Raw genomic sequence first — 19,682 nt, forward strand, 5'->3', positions numbered from 1 at the left:
ATTTCCTTAAATTAATTGTCGATGAGGCAGCTATTTTGGTCCTGGCGATTGCTAACTATGATTTATAATTCTAGGGATAGTTTCGTCGTCACGATGGGTTAAAATTTCAACGCCCGTTTCAGTCACCAATAAGGTATGTTCCCACTGCGCGCTCAAGCTTCTATCTTTTGTGACCACAGTCCATTTGTCAGGCAGCATCTTAGAATGGCGCTTGCCGGCATTTATCATCGGTTCAATGGTAAAGCACATGCCTGCCACTATTTCTTCGCCGGTGTTAGGCTGGCCATAATGGACCACCTGAGGATCTTCATGGAAAGTAGCGCCAATACCATGACCACAGTACTCTTGTACCACAGAGTAATTATGATGTTGGGCGTGAGTTTGAATAACATGTCCTATATCGCCTAAGCGAGCGCCGGGTCTGACTAACGCAATGCCTTTATAGAGGCATTCTTGGGTCACTTTAATAAGACGCTCAGCCATAATGCTGGGCTTTCCTATCACAAACATTTTTGAAGTGTCACCGTGGTAACCATCCTTTATTACCGTAACATCTATATTGACAATATCGCCGTCTTTGAGTTTTTTATCGCTAGGTATACCATGGCAAATAACATGATTCACTGACGTACAAACCGATTTTGGAAAAGGCGGATTGCCATAATGTAGCGGCGCAGGAATGCAGCCCTGCACATCAACAATGTAGTTATGGCAAAGCCTGTCAAGGTGCTCAGTTGTTGCCCCTTTCACCACATGTTCGCCTATCATGTTTAACACTTCACTGGCGAGTTTGCCTGCGAAGCGCATTTTCTCTATTTCGGATGCTGTTTTTATGGTTGCTGCCAAAGCTTTGCTGCCTTCTATTAATTGTATAAGCGTATTATCATACAGTAGGACTAAGCATACAAGGTTAGGGGAAAAAAGTTTGTAATAAGCCCTTATAAATGATATAAAACGCGCGCTGTTTTCGAATACTATGCGTTTCACATCTTCAAAAGAAGAAAAAACGCTGACAATCGGGCAGTGAATAACTAAAAATTCACACACATTTCGACACTATGTCCGGGGTGTCGCTTAAAACAGCGATCGGGGATAGGGGAATGTGGAGGCATAACCCCTACAATTAGGAAATACTATAATGGCAAACGTTTCAATGCGTGACATGCTCAACGCTGGTGTCCACTTTGGTCACCAAACTCGTTACTGGAATCCCAAAATGGCGCAGTTCATTTTCGGCGCACGTAACAAAGTACATATCATCAACTTAGAAAAAACTGTTCCTTTATTCAATGATGCGCTTAGCTTTTTACAAAGTGTTGCCCATCGTAAAGGTAAAATTTTGTTCGTAGGCACCAAGCGTGCGGCGAGCGATGCAGTAAAAGAATCAGCATTAAGATGCGGTCAATACTACGTGAACAAGCGTTGGTTGGGCGGCATGTTGACAAACTGGAAAACAGTGCGTCAGTCAATCAACCGTTTAAAAGAGCTTGAAGCACAAAGCGCTGACGGTACTTTTGACAAGTTAACGAAAAAAGAAGTGTTATTGCTTAATCGTGAAATGACTAAGCTAGAAAGCAGCTTAGGCGGCATCAAAAACATGGGCGGCTTGCCTGACGTGATTTTTGTTATCGATGCAGACCACGAACATATTGCTATTACCGAAGCGCGTAACTTAGGTATTCCGGTTGTATCAATCGTTGATACCAACTCAAATCCAGACGGTGTTGATTACATCATTCCGGGTAACGACGACGCAATAAGAGCCGTGCAGTTATATACGAACGCAGTGGCAGACGCCGTGTTGGAAGATCGTAACAAAGACATACTGGCACCAAGCGATGAATTCGTAGCTGACGAAGGTTAAGTTAAGGCTTTATTTTACATTTTGAAAGGAGACGTGAGTCTCCTTTTTTAAACCCTTCCTTCATAAGCAGTGAAAAACATAAATTTTGAGGAATAAGACAATGGCAGTGACAGCAGCACTGGTAAAAGAACTACGCGAGCGTACAGGCGCAGGTATGCTAGATTGTAAAAACGCACTGGTAGAGACCGACGGCGACGTTGAGTTAGCGATTGAGAACATGCGTAAGTCAGGTCAAGCAAAAGCCGCTAAAAAAGCTGGCCGTATTGCCGCTGAAGGCGTAATTTTAACGCACGTAGTCGGCAACAAAGCAACGATGCTAGAACTTAACTCTGAAACTGATTTTGTGGCACGTGACGAAGGCTTTCTAGCGTTTGGCAACAAAATATTAGCAGTAGCCGCTGCGCAAAACATTAATGACATTGACAGCCTCAATGCGGCTGACTTAGACGGCGTAACAATCGCAACAGCACGCGATACACTGGTGGCAAAAATTGGCGAAAACATTTCCCCACGTCGTGTTATTAACATCGAAGGTGAAAACCTTGGTGCCTACGTACATAGCGGTCGCATTGGTGTAATCGCTATCTTAACAGGCGGTGACGAAGACCTAGCAAAAGACATTGCAATGCACGTTGCAGCGTCTAGCCCTGTGTACGTTAAACCGAGTGATGTGCCTGCACAAGTGGTAGCTAAAGAAAAAGAAATACAGCTTGAAATTGCTATCCAGTCAGGCAAGCCTGCTGACATTGCAGAAAAGATGGTATCTGGCCGCATGCAGAAATTTACCGGTGAAGTTAGCTTAACAGGCCAGCCTTTCGTGAAAGACCCTTCAATGAGCGTGGGTGACTACTTAAAAAGCAAAAATGCAGATGTGGTCAACTTTGTCCGCTTTGAAGTGGGCGAAGGCATTGAGAAGAAAACCGAAGATTTTGCTGCAGAAGTTGCTGCACAAATGGCAGCGGCTAAAAAAGCCTAAAATGACGTGGTTTTGCAAAAAACATTCTTTTGTAAAACAGCCTGTTCATATACACTATTAAGCATCTCAAATGAGGTGCTTTTTTTATAACTAAAGGAAAAAACTGCGCATGAGTGTAAGCCCTAAACTCGCCTATCGTCGGATCCTATTAAAATTAAGCGGTGAAGCGCTTATGGGCAACGAAAGCTTTGGCATAGATCCCAAAGTCCTTGATCGTATGGCTGAAGAGATTAAAGAACTAGTAGAACTAGGTATTGAAGTTGGCCTTGTGATTGGTGGTGGTAATTTATTTAGAGGTGAAGGCCTAGCAAAAGCTGGCATGAACCGCGTGGTAGGCGATCATATGGGTATGTTAGCCACGGTGATGAACGGTCTCGCCATGCGCGACGCTTTGCATCGCGCGTTCGTAAATGCAAAGCTAATGTCAGCTATTCCTCTTAACGGCGTATGCGATTCGTACAACTGGACCAACGCCATCAAAATGCTTAAATCGGGCAGAGTGGTTATATTCGCGGCAGGTACCGGCAACCCTTTCTTTACCACTGACTCTGCTGCATGTTTACGCGGGATTGAAATTGAAGCAGACGTGGTCTTAAAAGCGACTAAAGTAGACGGTGTTTACGATAGCGATCCGGCTAAAAATCCTGAGGCTGTATTGTATAGTCATTTGAGCTACAGCGAAGTGTTAGAAAAAGAACTTAAAGTAATGGATTTAGCTGCATTTACCCTTGCGCGAGACCATAGCATTCCAATTCGCGTGTTTAATATGACCAAACCAGGTTGCTTAAAACAGGTGGTGTTGGGCCAATCGCAAGGTACACTTATTTGTCATACCAATTCATCTGAGGCATTAAGCTGAAGTTCGACGCATTGCGCTCGTACAACTACGTAAAAATAGTGTTAATATAAAATGAAATTGTCAGTAAAGGTTGTTAATTATGATTGATGAAATAGAACTTGATGCGCAAGACCGCATGGAGAAAAGTGTTGCGGCACTAAAAACACAGCTAGCTAAAATCCGCACCGGTAGAGCCCACCCGAGCCTACTCGACAGCATCATGGTTTCTTACTATGGCGCTGACACCCCGCTTAAGCAATTAGCCAACATAGTCGCCGAAGACAGCCGTACCCTAGCGCTGTCGGTATTTGACAAAAGCGCTATTCAAGCCGTTGAAAAAGCCATTATGCAATCTGATTTGGGGTTAAACCCAATGAGCGCAGGGGCCTCAATTCGTGTTCCTTTGCCGCCGTTAACAGAAGAACGCCGTAAAAGCTTAATAAAAGTGGTGCGCAACGAAGTAGAGCAAGGCCGCGTAGCCGTGCGTAATATAAGACGTGACGCTAACAGCGATATTAAAGATTTACTAAAAGATAAAGACATTAGTGAAGATGAAGCCAGAGCGTGCGAGGAAAACATACAGGTACTTACCAACGATCATATTAAACATATTGACGGTACACTAGCCGACAAAGAAAAAGAATTGATGGAAGTCTAGTCAGTTGGCTAAGCCTGAAGGTCAATCAATTGACGCTGGTCAAGCGCTTGATAAAATCCCGCGTCACGTGGCTATTATTATGGATGGTAATGGCCGCTGGGCCCAGCAACAGGGTAAATTACGCACTTTTGGGCATAAGGCAGGCGTTGATGCTGTTCGCTCTGCGGTCACCTTAGCCCGTAAAGTCGGTATTAAATCACTCACACTGTTTGCGTTTAGCAGTGAAAATTGGCAGCGACCCAAAGACGAGGTAGGGGTGCTCATGCATCTTTTTTCGTTGGTATTGCGCTCTGAAGTTAAAAAGCTTAATAAGAACGATATTCGTCTAAAAGTAATTGGTGATATTTCGGCCTTCGACCAAAAGTTACAGGAGAAAATTAAGAAAGCAGAAGCGCTTACCGCCAGCAATAGGTCGTTAAGCTTAAATATTGCGGCGAACTTTGGTGGTCGCTGGGATATTATTGACGCCACACGCCGCATTGCGCAGCAGGTAAAACAAAACGATTTAAGTATTAGCGATATTACCGAAGATCTTTTCAATCGCCATGTTAGCACTGCTGGCTTACCTGAGCTCGATCTGTTAATTCGTACCGGTGGCGACCACCGCGTGAGTAATTTTTTATTATGGCAGTGCGCTTATGCTGAATTTTATTTCAGTGACGTGCTGTGGCCTGATTTTAACGAAGATGTTTTCAACCTAGCTATTGCAGATTTTGCTAGTCGTCAACGCCGTTTTGGCTTAACTGGCGCACAAATCATGACGCAAGACGACAACGATAATAATAATGAGAGCGTCATATGTTAAAACAACGGATCTTAACCGCTTTAGTGCTTGCACCGCTGGCTTTAGCAGGTATTTTGTTTTTGCCAATAGAAGGCTTCAAGTATGCTGTCGCAGGCATTATTTTACTGGGTGCCTATGAATGGGCTAATATGTCGGGGATTACTACGCGTATAATTAAGTGCTGGTTTGCTATTTTCATTGCAGGCATTTTTGCGGTGCTAATTGTAAGCGTTGACGCTAGTCAAATTTGGGTACAAGGCGAATTAAATCCGATTTATAAGGCAATATTGCAAATATCTGCTGTTTGGTGGTTAGTCTCGCTGTTCATGATCCTTGCCTATCCGCGCTACAGCAGTTTTTGGAAAAACAGCCGCAGTATCAGAGGCGCCTTCGGCATACTCACGCTTATCCCCACGTGGGTGGCCATTGTAAGTTTACGTACTAGCTTATACGATATCGACCCATTTTACGGCGCTTCATTACTTTTTTATGTACTAGGTATTGTATGGGCCGCCGATATTGGCGCCTTTTTTGTAGGGGTTAAATTTGGCAAGCACAAACTACGCCCGAATGTGTCGCCGGGGAAAACCCTCGAAGGTTTATTAGGCGGTGTTACGGCCTCATTAGCCATTATTGCGTTTGCCGCTTTACACTACCAAGTAGAGCCTGCGCGTATTTTACTACATGTGGTAATTGGCGGCTTAACCGTTGGCGTGTCTGCGCTAGGTGATTTAAACGAGAGTATGTTTAAGCGCTGTGCTGGCATTAAAGACAGCGGCAGGCTATTACCAGGACACGGCGGTATTATGGACAGAATTGACAGTTTAACCGCCGCATTCCCCGTATTTGCCTTTTGCTATGTTGTGTGGATGGTCTAGGTTTTTATGCAATACCCTCAACAAATCTGTATTTTAGGGGCCACAGGCTCCATCGGTACGTCTACTTTAGACGTTATCTCAAGACATCCTGATAAATTCAAAGTGTTTGCTTTATCGGGCATGAATCAGTTAACTAAATTGGCTGAGCAAATCCGTACCTTCGTGCCTAACTATGCCGTAGTAAAGGACGCTGCGGCGGTTAAGGAACTCAAGCAGATTCTTGGTGCCAGTATCGGCAAAACAACACTGTTGCATTCCAAACAAGGTCTTATTGATATTGCCAGTGCGTCAGAAGTAGACTGCGTTATGTCGGCTATTGTGGGCGCGGCGGGTCTATTGCCTACTTTGGCCGCGGTCACCTCCGGTAAGCGTATTTTATTAGCAAATAAAGAAGCCTTAGTCATGTCGGGCGAACTGTTTATTAATGCGGTGAATAAACACAAAGCACAGTTAATACCTATAGACAGTGAGCACAACGCTATTTTTCAGTGCTTGCCGAGTGATTTTATTTACGGTGATAAGCAAGCAAGTGGTATTTCTCACCTGCTACTAACGGGCAGCGGTGGTCCATTTAGAGAGCTTCCTTTAGCCCAATTCAGTCATGTCACGCCGGCGCAAGCCTGCGCTCATCCTAATTGGTCAATGGGTCAGAAAATTTCCATAGACTCAGCCTCAATGATGAATAAAGGCTTAGAGTTTATAGAAGCGAAGTGGCTATTTGGTTTTAACGAAGACGATATTGAGGTGGTAATTCACCCGCAAAGTACTATTCACTCTATGGTGCAATATGTGGATGGTTCGGTAATTGCGCAAATGGGTAATCCTGACATGCGCACTCCCATTGCGCACGGTTTAGCCTACCCTAATAGAATTGAGTCGGGTGTGGGCCCATTAAACTTTGCTCAACTGTCTAACCTTAGTTTCTCCACTCCTTGCAAAAAGCGTTTCCCGAATCTTTTTTTGGCGATACAGGCAAGTAAGAGCGGACAAGCAGCAACCACTACCCTAAACGCAGCAAACGAAGTGGCGGTTGACGCTTTTTTACAAGGCAAAGTGAACTTCTCGCAAATAAACACGGTCAACGATATGACTTTGCAAAAACAAAATACCAGCAGCCTCACCTGCATTGACAGTATTATAGAACATGATGCTTCAAGCCGTATTCTTGCGCATCAAATTATTAAGGAACTTGTCTAATGCTATCCATTATTTGGAATATTGCATCGTTTGTCATTGCACTGAGTATTTTAGTGGCGGTGCACGAATGGGGCCATTACTACGTCGCTAAACTGTGCAAGGTGAAAATATTAAAGTTCTCTATTGGTTTTGGTAAGCCTCTTTATAAACGCGTTACCTCAAGCGGTATGGAATTTATAATAGCGGCTATTCCTCTTGGTGGCTATGTGCGAATGCTTGACGGCCGAGTAGACCAAGTCAGTACGCAAGATCTGAACGTATGCTTTGACCTAAAACCAGTCGGCCAGCGCATGGCGATTGTGGCCGCTGGGCCTATCGTCAATTTCTTATTCGCTATTTTTGCGCTTATGCTGGTTGGTATGTTGGGTTCGCAAACATCGCGCACCGTCGTGGGCGAAATAATGCCAAACTCTTACGCTGCCCAAGCAGGTCTAATGAGCAACGATGAAATTATTAGAGTAGGTGAAAGAGACGTAAAAGATTGGCAAGAGGTCAGCATTGAAATGGTGCGTTTCAGCGGCGATGCCAGTATGCCCATTACGGTAAAAGACGCCAATGGCTTAGAGCGTAAAAGAATATTACCCATAGAAGGGTGGAAGCTTGACCCCGACGCTAGAGATTTATTTGGCGCCTTAGGCTTTGCCCCGTTTACGCCAGCGCTGACCACAAGACTGGCGGCAATAGGCCCAAATACGCCCGCGGGCAATGCCGGTCTTGCCGTAAATGATGAAATACTGAAATTAGATGGAACTCCAATGACAAATTGGGGACAAATAGTCCAGTATATTGAAACGCGTCCTAATCAAACGATTGAGCTTGAAGTGCTTCGCAATGCTAGTCTGGTGACCATAACGGCCATGCTAGGGCAAAAGCCTGACAAAGCTGCTCAAGGTTATTTGGGCGTGAGTCCATTTCAAGAGCCATGGCCGCCTCAATACATTGTTGAAGTGAAACAGGGCCCAATTGATGCTTTAGTGAGTGGCACGCAAAGTACATGGCGTTTAATGACAGTCACACTTGAAATGCTAGGCAAGCTTTTTACCGGTGACCTCTCGGTGAAGAATTTAAGCGGGCCTATTTCAATTGCGCAAGGTGCAGGTGCTCATGCAAGCTATGGATTAGTGGCATTTCTAGGATTTTTAGCGATTATTAGCGTGAATCTTGGTATCATCAATCTTTTGCCGCTGCCTGTACTAGATGGCGGACATTTATTGTACTTCACCGTAGAGTGGGTGACGGGTAAGCCGGTGTCTCAGGCTATCCAAGAAGTAGGGTTGAGAATTGGCGCGGTGATTTTGTTTGCTGTTATGGCCACCGCTATTTTCAACGATATACTGCGCAATATATAACGAATATTCTAACCGAAACATTTAATGCTAAACAAACAATAACGTCTGACAAGCAATATATTGGAAAAATAATAGTTGATGAAGTGTAATAAACTAGTGCTAGCAGCGGCTTTAGTAGCCACCTCCTCTTATTCGATGTCACAAACATCAAATGAGTTTGTCGTAGAAGATATCCGTGTTGAAGGTTTGCAACGAGTTGCACTGGGCGCTGCACTTACCTATTTGCCCGTGCAGCGAGGCGATACCTTAAACCGTTTTCGTACAACTCAGTTAATACGATCCTTGTATTCATCCACTCACTTTGAGAAAGTTGAATTATACCGCGACGGCAACGTGCTGATTGTGAGCGTTGCTGAACGCCCAACAATCAGTAACATAGTGTTTGAAGGTAATGACGATATTAAAGATGAGCAGCTTCAAGAAAGCTTAGACTCATCGAATATCCGCATAGGTGAACCACTTGATCGCACTGTTATTTCATCTATTGAAACTGGCTTAAAAGATTTCTTTTACAGCATTGGTAAGTACAATGCAGAAGTAACCGCGATTGTTACCCCGCTTCCTCGAAACCGTGTTGATGTAAAGCTACTATTTGAAGAGGGTGACGCGGCAGAAATTCGACAAATCAATATCGTGGGTAACAAAGTATTTGAAGATGACGAACTGTTTAAGCAAATGGAGCTTAAGTTTGATGCTCCATGGTGGAACTTTTTGTCTGAAACGCGCTATCAGCAGCAAACCCTAGCCGGCGATATGGAGATCATTGAGAGCTATTATAAAGACCGTGGTTATCTGCAGTTTGCAATAACGTCTACCCAAGTCTCTATGACACCCGAAAAAGACGGCATTTACGTGACCCTAAACGTGACCGAGGGCGAGCAATATAATGTATCTGAAATAGAGCTGTCGGGCGATTTATTAGGCTTTGAAGACTTTATATCTAAAGTGTTGCCTTTGAAAGAAGGTGATTTATACAATCAAGCAGAAGTCACCTTTACCGAAGAATTTATTGCTAATTATTTGGGTCGATTTGGGTATGCTTATCCAACTGTTACCACTATTCCTGAAATAAACGACGAAGACAAAACAGTTAAATTAACGCTGCGTGTTGACCCAGGCAAACGTATTTATGTGCGCCGTATTAGCTTTAAGGGCAACCAAGTTACCGCCGATGATGTACTGCGCCAAAGCGTTGTGCAAATGGAAGGCAGTTGGTTAGCTAACCGATCGCTAGAAACATCAAAAGCCCAGCTTTCACGACTTACCTACATGGAGAGCGTTGAATTTGCAACGATTCGCTTACCTGGACAAGACGACAAAGTTGACGTAGAGTTTACGGTAAAAGAGCAGGCCTCTGGGTCGTTTAATGCGGGTATTGGCTACGGCGACGCCACCGGGCTTAGCCTGCAGGCGGGGGTGCAGCAAGACAATTTCTTAGGCAGTGGTAAACGCGTCGGCATAAGTCTTAACACGGTTTCATATCAAAAAAGTGCGCAGCTTACTTATTTGGACCCTTATTTCACTATTGACGGCATTAGCTTAGGCGGCAACATCGGCTATAGTGAGTTTGATGGCGGCGATTTTGGTCTTATTCAGTACAGCAGTAAACGCTGGTCGATAGGCGCAAACTTGGGTTATCCTATTAACGAAGTTAACCGTATTAGTTTTGGCGTAACCTACTCAAGCGTAGAGCTTGGGGCGAATACGCAGCCTTTTGTACAAACTACGCGTTTTTATGAACAATTTGCCGATTCGGGCGACCCTGATGCGCCGATTAATTACGACAGTATAACGGGTTCAGTATCTTGGACTCGCAACACTTTGAACCGAGGTTTGTTCCCAAGTGACGGCTCTTCGCAGCGTGCCTCTTTTAGTACCACTACACCAAATTCAGAAGTGAACTTTTTTAAGCTTACCTCTGATGCTAAATGGTATTTCCCATTAACGCGCAACCAGCGCTGGACAGTGTTAGCAAGATTACGTTTAGGCTATGGAAACGGCTACGGTGATGAAAACGGCTTAGAACAAATACTGCCGTTTAATGAAAATTTTACCGCCGGTGGCGCTGATACCCTACGCGGATTTGAAAACAACACCGTGGGTCCGCGCGGCATCCAGCTTATTCGCAGTAACTTGATTACCAGCCCAAGCGGAGTGCCTATTTTGGGCAACCGCGAGACCAATAGCATTGCCCTTTCAAACCGAAGCCTAGGCGGCAATGCCATGGCGCTTGGTGGCTTAGAACTCATTGTACCCACCCCTTTCGTAGATTCAGAGTTTGACAATTCTGTTCGTACTAGTCTGTTTTATGATGTGGGTAATGTATGGGATACAGAGTTTCAGTATGATCAGTACAAAGATTTAGAGGTAGTGCAGGTAAGTAATCGGGGCAATGTTATTGAGACACTGCCAGACTTTGGTGATTGGAAACAGTACAGAAGCTCAGCGGGCGTCTCGCTGCAGTGGATATCGCCAATGGGACCTATGGTATTTAGTTTTTCAAGAGCATTAAAAGAGCGTGAAGGTGACGATGCAAAATTCTTCACTTTCAACATTGGATCAACCTTCTAAGCAGGGTATAATCCGCAGACTAATATAAAACACGCATAAATCATAAGCGTATAGGAGTTTTACAGTGAACAATTTTATAAAAAGCTTGTCTTTTGCAGCTTTCGTAACAGTATCAAGCATGTCTGGTGCAGCAAACGCACAAAAACTAGCGGTAGTAGACGCACAAAAACTGGCGGTAGTAGACGTACAGCAAGTACTGCAGTCTTTGCCACAGGTAGCGGTTATTGAGCAGAACATACAGGCTGAATTTGCTAGTCAAATGCAAGAAGTGCAGCGTCTGCGCAGTGACGGTAACTTTTTAGTAGAAAAATTACAGCGCGAAAGAGCGACCATGAGCGAAGTGGCTATTACCGACCTTGAAGGGCAAATAAATGCGCTTAATCAACAGCTTCAGCAAATAGGCCAGCCGCTTCAGCAAAACGTTGAGCGTCGTACAGAAGAAGAGCGTAGAAAATTATTCGCCCTTATTCAACAAGCAATAGACAGTATTGCTGAAAAAGAAAATTACGATATGGTGCTAAATTCTAATGCAGTACCTTTTTTTGATAAAAAGTTTGATATCTCAGAAAAAGTACAGCAGCAAGTTAGCAGAGCAAACTAATACCGTCAGTGTTGAACGTTTAACAAGCAAAATAGACGATAAATGAAAATAATCAGGCCAACTTATGTTGGTCTGATTTGTTTTTGGCCTATAAAGGCTTATCTTATAGCGTAATTGACCTGCTTGTAGCTTAAGTATAATCAATAAAAGTTTTACTCAACCATAGACAAAAAGAGTTGAGCGCCAAATAGGCAATGATATGCCAAAATAATAAATTAGGAGACTTCCTTGGCACACGCGCTAAATACAATTGAAATAAAAGAAATTATGGCTTTGCTGCCTCACCGTTATCCGTTTTTATTGATTGATAGGGTGACCGACTATCAACTTGGTAAATCAATTGAGGCTTATAAGAACATTACTATAAATGAAGAGTGCTTTTTAGGGCACTTTCCCGGTGAGCCTATTTTCCCCGGGATGTTGATTTTAGAAGCTATGGCGCAGGCGGCAGGTTTGTTAGGCTTTAAAACCATGGGTAATAGCGATAAGCTATATTTATATGCTGGTATTGACAAAGCACGTTTTAGATCACCCGTAGTGCCTGGCGATAGACTTGACATTTCAGTGCGTTTAATTAAAGAACGTCGTGGTATCTGGAAATTTGAAGGTGTTGCCAGCGTCGATGGTCACAGCGCCTGCGTGGCCGAATTTATGTGTGCAATGAGGGATTTTCAATGATAATACACCCATCATCGGTTATTTCCCCAAACGCAAAAATTGCGCAAGGAGTCGAAATAGGCCCCTTTTGCTACATTGGTGACAATGTAGAAATAGGCGAAGGCTGCGTGCTTAAAAGCCACGTAGTGCTGAAAGGGCATTCTAAGATTGGTAAAAATAACCAGTTTTTCCAATTCAGCTCTATAGGCGAAGACTGCCAAGATAAAAAGTACGCTGGCGAAGAAACCTATCTAGAGATTGGCGATAATAACGTATTTCGTGAGTATTGTTCTGTTCACAGAGGCACGGTGCAAGACAAACTACTGACCAAAATTGGCGACCGTAACTTACTCATGGCGGGCGCTCACTTTGCGCATGATTGTATTATGGGCAACGACAACGTGTTTGCCAACGGCGTTACTATTGCCGGGCATGTCATTATTGGTGACTTTGTTATTTTAGGCGGTACTTGCGCGGTACATCAGTTTTGCCACATTGGCTCGCATTCTTTTGCCGGCGGCGGTGCTATTATACTGCGCGACCTTCCTCCTTATGTCATGGTAAGCGGGACAAAACATATTCCTCAGGGCATAAACAGTGAAGGTTTAAAGCGAAGAGGCTTTTCACCTGATGCTATTAGCACAATCAAAAAAGCTTATAAAATATTGTATCGTCAAGGTCACAGCTTTAGTGATGCTATTGCCCTTATTACTAAGCTTGGTGAATCTGAGCCTAGCCTTAAGGTATTGATAGATTTTTTAAACGAATCTGTACGTGGCATTATTCGCTAATCAAATGGCAAGCTCTACTGCGCTCACTCGACCCCTTAGAATAGGCTTAATTGTTGGCGAAACCTCAGGCGCCATTTTGGCTTTAGGCATGGTTAAACAAATTCTTGCCCTACAGCCTAATTGTGAAATAGAGGGTATAGGATCTGCAGCATTAAACGAGCTTGGCATGCGTTCACTCTTTGATATGAGTGAGCTTTCGGTCATGGGTTTAGTTGAAGTTATTAAGCATTTGCCGCGCTTGTTGCATATTCGTAAAAGCATAGTCAAACATTTTTTAGACAACCCACCCGATGTATTTATCGGCGTAGACGCCCCCGATTTTAATTTGCGGGTAGAAATAGCGCTCAAAGCAGCAGGTATTCCCACGGTGCACTATGTCAGTCCCACGGTATGGGCATGGCGAGAAAATCGTATTCATAAAATAGCCAAAGCGACTAATTTAGTAATGGGTATTCTCCCCTTTGAGCAGCAAATTTATGATAAACACGATATACCCTTTAAGTTCGTAGGCCACACAATGGCCGACGATGTGCCCTTGATTGTCGATCAAAAAAAAGCGCGAAAGTTACTAGACTTGGGTCAAGAAATTACAGATAACACGCCAATTTTAGCGCTGTTGCCCGGATCTAGAGCCAGAGAAATAGATTCACTGTTGGCAATATTCTTGGAAACATTTGCAAAGCTAAAGGAGAAAGAGCCGGACCTACGCGCTGTTATCCCTGCTGTTAACGAGGCGCGCATGCAGCAAATAAAACAAACGCTGAGTGAAAACATACACAAACATCATATTTACGTTAGCAAGAAGCCCGCGCGAGACGTGATGATAGCGGCCAATGTTGTGTTGCTAGCCTCAGGTACTGCTGCATTAGAGGCCATGTTGTGCAAACGCCCAATGGTGGTTGCTTATATAATGCCCAGCATAACGTACATGGTGATGAAACGAATGTATAAGCCAGATTATTTTGCACTGCCGAATATTTTGGCCAATGAGCAATTGGTGCCTGAGTATCTACAGGAAGATGTTAATGCCAGTAATTTGGCCAGTGAGCTTAACCGAGTGTGGCGTCAAGACCCCGCAATTACGTGTGCCATGATAGACAAATTTATGTCAATACATAAAAGCTTAAAATGTAACGCAGACGTCGAGTCTGCTAAGGCTGTTTTAGGGCTAACATCGTATGCTGTAAATGCTGCATCTAGTTTACAAGAACACAGCTAATATGGGCAATAAACCTTTAACGTTTCGCCTAATTGCCGGAGTTGACGAAGTAGGACGGGGCCCTTTAGTGGGCGATGTTGTGACCGCGGCGGTTATCTTAGATCCCTTAAATGCTATTGAAGGTCTTACCGATTCTAAAAAGCTAAGTGAAAAAAAGCGTGAACAGCTATTTTCTATTATTAAAGAGCGCGCGCTGAGCTGGTCAATTGGCAGGGCCAGCCCTTTAGAAATAGACGAGCTTAATATACTACACGCCACTATGCTGGCCATGCAGCGAGCAGTGGGTGCTTTGCATATTCAACCTGATTTTGTGCGCGTAGATGGCAATAGATGCCCTAACTGGCGCTATGAAAGTGAAGCGATTGTGAAAGGCGACTTGTTGCATGCGGAAATTTCAGCCGCGTCTATTTTAGCCAAAGTTACCCGTGATTTAGAAATGGTAACACTTGACCAGTCTTATCCAGAGTATGGTTTTGCACGCCATAAGGGCTATCCCACCAAGCAGCATATTTTAGCGCTTGAACAACACGGTCCTATAAAACAACACCGATTTAGTTTTAAACCTGTTCAGCTTGCGGCTGCAACAAGGTAGAATGTACGACTAAATTTGCTTAGCTGAATTTTTACAAAGGGAGCACCCTCACACGTGACGTCAAATTTTGTACATTTGCGCCTGCATAGCGACTTTTCTATGCAAGATGGTCTAAATAAAGTGAAGCCCATTCTAGAGGCTAGCCAGAACGCAGGCAGTAAAACGCTAGCTTTGACCGATTTGATGAACATGTGTGGTTTGGTGAAATTTTATTCTGCCGCCAAGGAAAAAGGCATTAAGCCTCTTGTAGGCTGTGATATTTATCTATTAAATGAGTCGCTAAGCACAAATAAGTCGGCCTCTCGGGCAGACAGTAAAGACAGTCAAATTGTGCAAGTTTGTTTGTTAGCCATGAATGAAAAAGGCTACCGAAATATCACCAACTGTATATCAGACGCCTACCTACAGGGGCATATTCAACATAAAGTAGTCGTCACGCAAGACATACTCGCCAAGTATAGTGAAGGTGTAATCGTCTTGTCGGGGGCAATGGACGGTGACGTGGGCATCGCTATTGCCAGCGGCAAAGAAAAGATAGTGCAAGACGTGTTAAGTTTCTATCAAAAACACTTTGCCGATCGTTTTTACATTGAGCTTCAGCGAACCGGTCACATAGGCCAAAATTCGTATATTCAAGAGGCGGTAGCGCTAGCCGCTAAAAACGATCTGCCGGTAGTGGCCACCAACAACGTGCGGTTTTTAAACAGCGACGACTTTGAGGCCCACGAAGTGCGTGTGTGTATCAGTGAAGGTTTTACCTTAGATGACACCCGCCGCGTAAAACGCTACACCAACCAGCAGTATTTGCGCACGCCACAAGAGATGATTTCGCTATTTTCAGATATTCCAGAAGCCATCGAAAACAGCGTTGAAATCGCTAAACGATGCAACGTAAAGCTCACCCTTGGAGAATACTTTTTACCCAATTTCCCTACCGGTGATATGACCGTGGGAGAATTCTTAGTAAAAGAATCAGAGCTTGGGCTTGAACGACGCCTGGCATTTTTGTTTCCCGACGAAGCAGTACGACTTGAAAAACGACCTGAGTACGACGACAGACTAAAGATCGAGCTTAAAGTTATCAATCAGATGGGATTTCCCGGCTACTTCTTAATTGTAATGGAATTTATTCAGTGGAGTAAAGACAACAATATACCTGTGGGTCCCGGGCGCGGTTCGGGTGCAGGCTCGCTGGTGGCTTATGCGCTAGATATTACCGACTTAGACCCTTTAGAATTTGATTTACTGTTTGAGCGATTTTTGAACCCTGAGCGTGTTTCCATGCCCGATTTTGATATTGATTTTTGCATGGACCGTCGCGATGAAGTTATAGATCACGTGGCCGAGATTTACGGTCGAGATGCGGTGTCGCAGATCATCACCTTTGGCACGCTCGCCGCAAAAGCCGTTATTCGCGACGTAGGGCGCGTAATGAGCCATCCCTATGGTTTTGTGGACCGCATTTCAAAAATGATCCCAGGCGAACCAGGTATGACCCTAGCCAAAGCCTTTGAAGTGGAACCGCGCTTGCCGGCACTATACGAGCAAGATGAAGACGTAAAAGAGCTCATCGACATGGCGCGTATACTAGAAGGCGTTACCCGAAATGCGGGTAAGCATGCGGGTGGTGTGGTTATATCGCCCACCACCATAACTGATTTTTCACCGCTTTACTGCGACGATACCGGGGCTAATCCGGTCACTCAGTTTGATAAAAATGATGTTGAAACCGCCGGCTTAGTCAAATTCGATTTTCTTGGGCTGCGTACGCTGACCATTATTCAAAATGCCATAGACATGGTCCAAGAAGTGAAGGGCATTGAGATTGATATCGCCACTCTCCCTCTTGATGATAAAAAGTCATTCAGCTTATTAAAGCGGGCTGAAACGACGGCTGTATTCCAGCTTGAATCGCGCGGCATGAAAGATTTGATTAAACGCTTAACGCCGGATGTTTTTGAAGAGATCATAGCCTTAGTGGCATTGTTCCGACCAGGACCGCTGCAGTCAGGCATGGTTGACAACTTCATTGATCGAAAGCATGGTCGCGAAGCGGTTTCATTCCCCGACGCCACTTATCAGCACGCGTGTTTGCAAGAAATACTTGAACCAACCTACGGCATCATTTTATATCAAGAACAGGTTATGCAAATTGCGCAGGTAATGTCGGGCTATTCGCTAGGCGCCGCCGATTTGTTACGCCGCGCAATGGGTAAGAAGAATCTTCAGGAAATGGAGAAGCAGCGTTCTTTTTTCAAGCAGGGCGCAATTGACAACGATATAGACCCCAATCTTGCCATGAAAATATTTGATTTGGTGGAAAAGTTTGCTGGATACGGGTTTAATAAATCACACTCTGCAGCTTATGCTTTAGTTAGTTATCAAACTTTGTGGCTCAAAGCGCACTATCCTTCAGAGTTTATGGCGGCGGTATTGTCAGCCGATATGGATAACACTGAAAAGGTGGTTACGCTTATTGATGAGTGCAGCAATATGGGCATTAAGGTGCTGCCGCCAGATTTAAATAGCGGGCAGCACAAATTCACAGTTGACCAAGAAGGTGCCATTGTATACGGTATTGGCGCCATTAAAGGCGTTGGCGAGGGTCCTGTGGAAGCCGTTATTGAAGCTCGCCAAGCGCAAGGTTTGTTTGCTGATTTGTTTGATTTTTGTGCAAAAGTCGATTTAAAGAAAATCAATAGGCGAGTGCTTGAAAAGCTCATTATGGCTGGCGCGCTGGATAAATTAGGTCCGCATCGCGCTGCTTTATCGGCAAGTTTGAAAGAGGCGATGAACGCTGCTTCGCAAAATGCTAAGGCGACGCTAGCGGGCCAAAGCGACATGTTTGGCATGCAAGAATTTACCCAAGAGCAAAGTGAAAATAGTTTTCAGCAAGTACCGCCGTGGCCAGAGCGAGTGTGGCTTGACGGTGAAAAAGAAACCTTGGGGCTATATTTAACGGGCCACCCGATGAGCCAATATATTAGTGAGTGTAAGCACTACACCGACTGCGTCATAAAAGATTTAGTGCCTGCGCGTCGTGATGTATTTACTACAACGGCTGGGCTAATTTATGCTACTCGGGTTCTCACCAATAAGCAGGGTAGGCGTTGGGCTTTGGTCACACTTGATGATAAGTCGGCGCGCATGGAAATGCGGGTAAGCCCTGACATTTTTGAGCGCTATGAAGAGGTCCTTAGCGTTGATAAGCTTATTTGGATAAAAGGGCAGGTTAGCTTTGACAGATATAACGAGGGCACTACAATGAATATAACCGAGCTTATGACATTGGTAGAAGCACGAAATCGATTTGCTAAGCGCCTCACGGTGAATTTATTAGCAAATGTGTGTTCAGTCTCGCTCGTGTCTAAATTACAAGATATACTTTATCGATATAGAGGCGGCACCTGCCCATTGCATTTTCAGGTGCAGCATCCGGATGTAGCGCTTGAGCTGCAAACTGGTGTAAACTGGTCGCTACGAGTAGAAGATGAGCTGATGAGCGAGTTAAAGCATATGTTGGGCGATGAAAACGTGCACCTTGCGTTTAGCTAACTATGTAAATTATGTAAACTATGTAAATTGCGCCAACGATAAAAACGGCGCAATTGGCGTAAACGGTGCTCATCTTGGCAACCTAACTAACAACAAGTATAGTGGCCACTAGTTGGCGGCTTAATAAAAAAATGGACTAAATAATATGGGCTTACATTATCTTGATTTCGAGCAACCAATTGCTGAGCTAGAAGCCAAAATAGAAGAGCTGCGCCTTATTAACCAAGGCGGCGACTTCGACGTGGGGATTGAAGAAGAAATTGCCAAAATGCGCGAAAAGAATGGTGATCGCACGCGCAAAATTTTTGATAACTTAGGCGCGTGGCAAATATCGCAGGTTGCTAGGCACCCAATGCGTCCCTACACGCAAGACTACATAGACAACATGCTGACCGATTTTGATGAGCTTTCAGGTGATCGTAACTTCGCCGACGACAAAGCCATTATTGGCGGCCTTGGGAAACTAGATGGCGTGCCAGTTATGCTCATTGGCCATCAAAAAGGCCGCGACACGCAAGAGAAAATCAAACGTAACTTTGGTATGCCAAAACCAGAAGGCTACCGAAAAGCGCTTCGTTTGATGCGCATGGCGCAAAGATTCAATTTGCCAATATTAACCTTTATTGACACACCCGGCGCATATCCTGGCGTGGGCGCTGAAGAGCGTGGGCAAAGTGAAGCCATTGCCACTAATCTTAAAGCCATGGCTGAGCTCACTGTGCCTATTATTTGTACCGTAATTGGCGAAGGTGGTTCGGGCGGTGCACTTGCCATTGGTGTTGGCGATAGAGTGAATATGCTGCAATATTCAACTTACTCGGTAATTTCTCCTGAAGGCTGTGCCTCTATACTGTGGAAAAGTGCTGAAAAGGCCCCTACAGCGGCTGAAGCAATGGGGGTTACCGCAAAGCAAGTAAAGGCACTTGGTTTGATAAATACCATTATAAAAGAGCCATTAGGCGGTGCGCACCGAGATTACGTAAGTACAGCGGCAAATGTAAAAGCCACTATTAAGCAGCAGTTAGCGCAATTACAAAGCTTAAGCGAAGAAACCTTAATGCAAGAGCGCTACGAAAGACTGATGTCTTTTGGCTATTGCTAAACTTGAAAACAAGTATTATTGATGTTTTTAAAAACGCTTGGCAGACACTG

General features: G+C 44.4%; 17 protein-coding genes. 16 read left to right on the plus strand and 1 reads right to left on the minus strand.

All coding sequences use genetic code 11. The features are described 5' to 3' along the window. Positions 1-51: 51 nt before the first annotated feature. Complete coding sequence (map, locus tag BAE46_RS05935) at positions 52-846, minus strand: type I methionyl aminopeptidase (RefSeq protein ID WP_070111981.1); 795 nt, start codon at positions 844-846, stop codon at positions 52-54. Between the two features lie 292 nt (positions 847-1,138). Between map and rpsB the strand changes: the two genes are divergently transcribed. The 16 genes from rpsB (at position 1,139) to accA (ending at position 19,632) form a co-directional block, all read left to right on the plus strand. Then, positions 1,139-1,864, plus strand: coding sequence for a 30S ribosomal protein S2 (gene rpsB / locus BAE46_RS05940; RefSeq protein ID WP_006004731.1), 726 nt, complete (start codon positions 1,139-1,141; stop codon positions 1,862-1,864). Positions 1,865-1,964: 100 nt separating this feature from the next. Then, positions 1,965-2,840, plus strand: a complete 876-nt coding sequence (gene tsf, locus BAE46_RS05945; protein WP_070111957.1) for a translation elongation factor Ts — start codon at positions 1,965-1,967, stop codon at positions 2,838-2,840. A gap of 109 nt (positions 2,841-2,949) precedes the next feature. Continuing rightward, complete coding sequence (gene pyrH, locus BAE46_RS05950; protein ID WP_006004735.1) at positions 2,950-3,699, plus strand: UMP kinase; 750 nt, start codon at positions 2,950-2,952, stop codon at positions 3,697-3,699. Positions 3,700-3,778: 79 nt separating this feature from the next. Next, positions 3,779-4,336 (plus strand): ribosome recycling factor, encoded by a 558-nt coding sequence (frr, locus tag BAE46_RS05955; RefSeq protein ID WP_006004738.1) that lies wholly within the window; start codon positions 3,779-3,781, stop codon positions 4,334-4,336. Positions 4,337-4,415: 79 nt separating this feature from the next. Further along, on the plus strand, positions 4,416-5,141 hold the full coding sequence (gene uppS, locus BAE46_RS05960; RefSeq protein ID WP_051987311.1) for a polyprenyl diphosphate synthase: 726 nt from the start codon (positions 4,416-4,418) through the stop codon (positions 5,139-5,141). Continuing rightward, positions 5,135-5,998, plus strand: a complete 864-nt coding sequence (locus BAE46_RS05965) for a phosphatidate cytidylyltransferase (RefSeq protein ID WP_006004742.1) — start codon at positions 5,135-5,137, stop codon at positions 5,996-5,998. Before uppS ends, BAE46_RS05965 begins: the two co-directional genes overlap by 7 nt. A gap of 6 nt (positions 5,999-6,004) precedes the next feature. After that, positions 6,005-7,195: a 1-deoxy-D-xylulose-5-phosphate reductoisomerase gene (gene ispC / locus BAE46_RS05970; protein WP_006004744.1), complete on the plus strand. Its 1,191-nt coding sequence runs from the start codon at positions 6,005-6,007 to the stop codon at positions 7,193-7,195. Beyond that, positions 7,195-8,544 carry a sigma E protease regulator RseP gene (gene rseP / locus BAE46_RS05975; protein WP_070111958.1) on the plus strand — a complete coding sequence of 450 codons (1,350 nt, stop codon included), beginning with the start codon at positions 7,195-7,197 and terminating at the stop codon, positions 8,542-8,544. Before ispC ends, rseP begins: the two co-directional genes overlap by 1 nt. Positions 8,545-8,622: 78 nt before the next feature. Then, a complete protein-coding gene (gene bamA, locus BAE46_RS05980; RefSeq protein WP_006004748.1) occupies positions 8,623-11,115 on the plus strand; it encodes an outer membrane protein assembly factor BamA in 2,493 nt (830 codons plus the stop codon). A gap of 64 nt (positions 11,116-11,179) precedes the next feature. Continuing rightward, positions 11,180-11,716, plus strand: coding sequence for an OmpH/Skp family outer membrane protein (locus tag BAE46_RS05985; RefSeq protein ID WP_141729319.1), 537 nt, complete (start codon positions 11,180-11,182; stop codon positions 11,714-11,716). A gap of 228 nt (positions 11,717-11,944) precedes the next feature. Beyond that, complete coding sequence (gene fabZ, locus BAE46_RS05990) at positions 11,945-12,394, plus strand: 3-hydroxyacyl-ACP dehydratase FabZ (protein ID WP_006004752.1); 450 nt, start codon at positions 11,945-11,947, stop codon at positions 12,392-12,394. Then, a complete protein-coding gene (lpxA, locus tag BAE46_RS05995; protein WP_070111983.1) occupies positions 12,394-13,164 on the plus strand; it encodes an acyl-ACP--UDP-N-acetylglucosamine O-acyltransferase in 771 nt (256 codons plus the stop codon). Before fabZ ends, lpxA begins: the two co-directional genes overlap by 1 nt. 4 nt (positions 13,165-13,168) lie before the next feature. Continuing rightward, entirely contained in the window at positions 13,169-14,383 is a 1,215-nt protein-coding gene (lpxB, locus tag BAE46_RS06000; RefSeq protein WP_070111984.1) for a lipid-A-disaccharide synthase, read from the plus strand. Between the two features lies 1 nt (position 14,384). Then, complete coding sequence (rnhB, locus tag BAE46_RS06005; RefSeq protein ID WP_006004757.1) at positions 14,385-14,975, plus strand: ribonuclease HII; 591 nt, start codon at positions 14,385-14,387, stop codon at positions 14,973-14,975. Between the two features lie 54 nt (positions 14,976-15,029). Then, positions 15,030-18,530, plus strand: coding sequence for a DNA polymerase III subunit alpha (gene dnaE / locus BAE46_RS06010; protein WP_083256805.1), 3,501 nt, complete (start codon positions 15,030-15,032; stop codon positions 18,528-18,530). A gap of 145 nt (positions 18,531-18,675) precedes the next feature. Then, a complete protein-coding gene (gene accA, locus BAE46_RS06015) occupies positions 18,676-19,632 on the plus strand; it encodes an acetyl-CoA carboxylase carboxyl transferase subunit alpha (protein WP_070111959.1) in 957 nt (318 codons plus the stop codon). The last annotated feature ends 50 nt before the right edge of the window (positions 19,633-19,682 follow it).

It is taken from the genome of Glaciecola punicea (assembly GCF_001756615.1).
In the GTDB taxonomy this organism is placed as follows: Bacteria; Pseudomonadota; Gammaproteobacteria; order Enterobacterales; family Alteromonadaceae; genus Glaciecola; species Glaciecola punicea.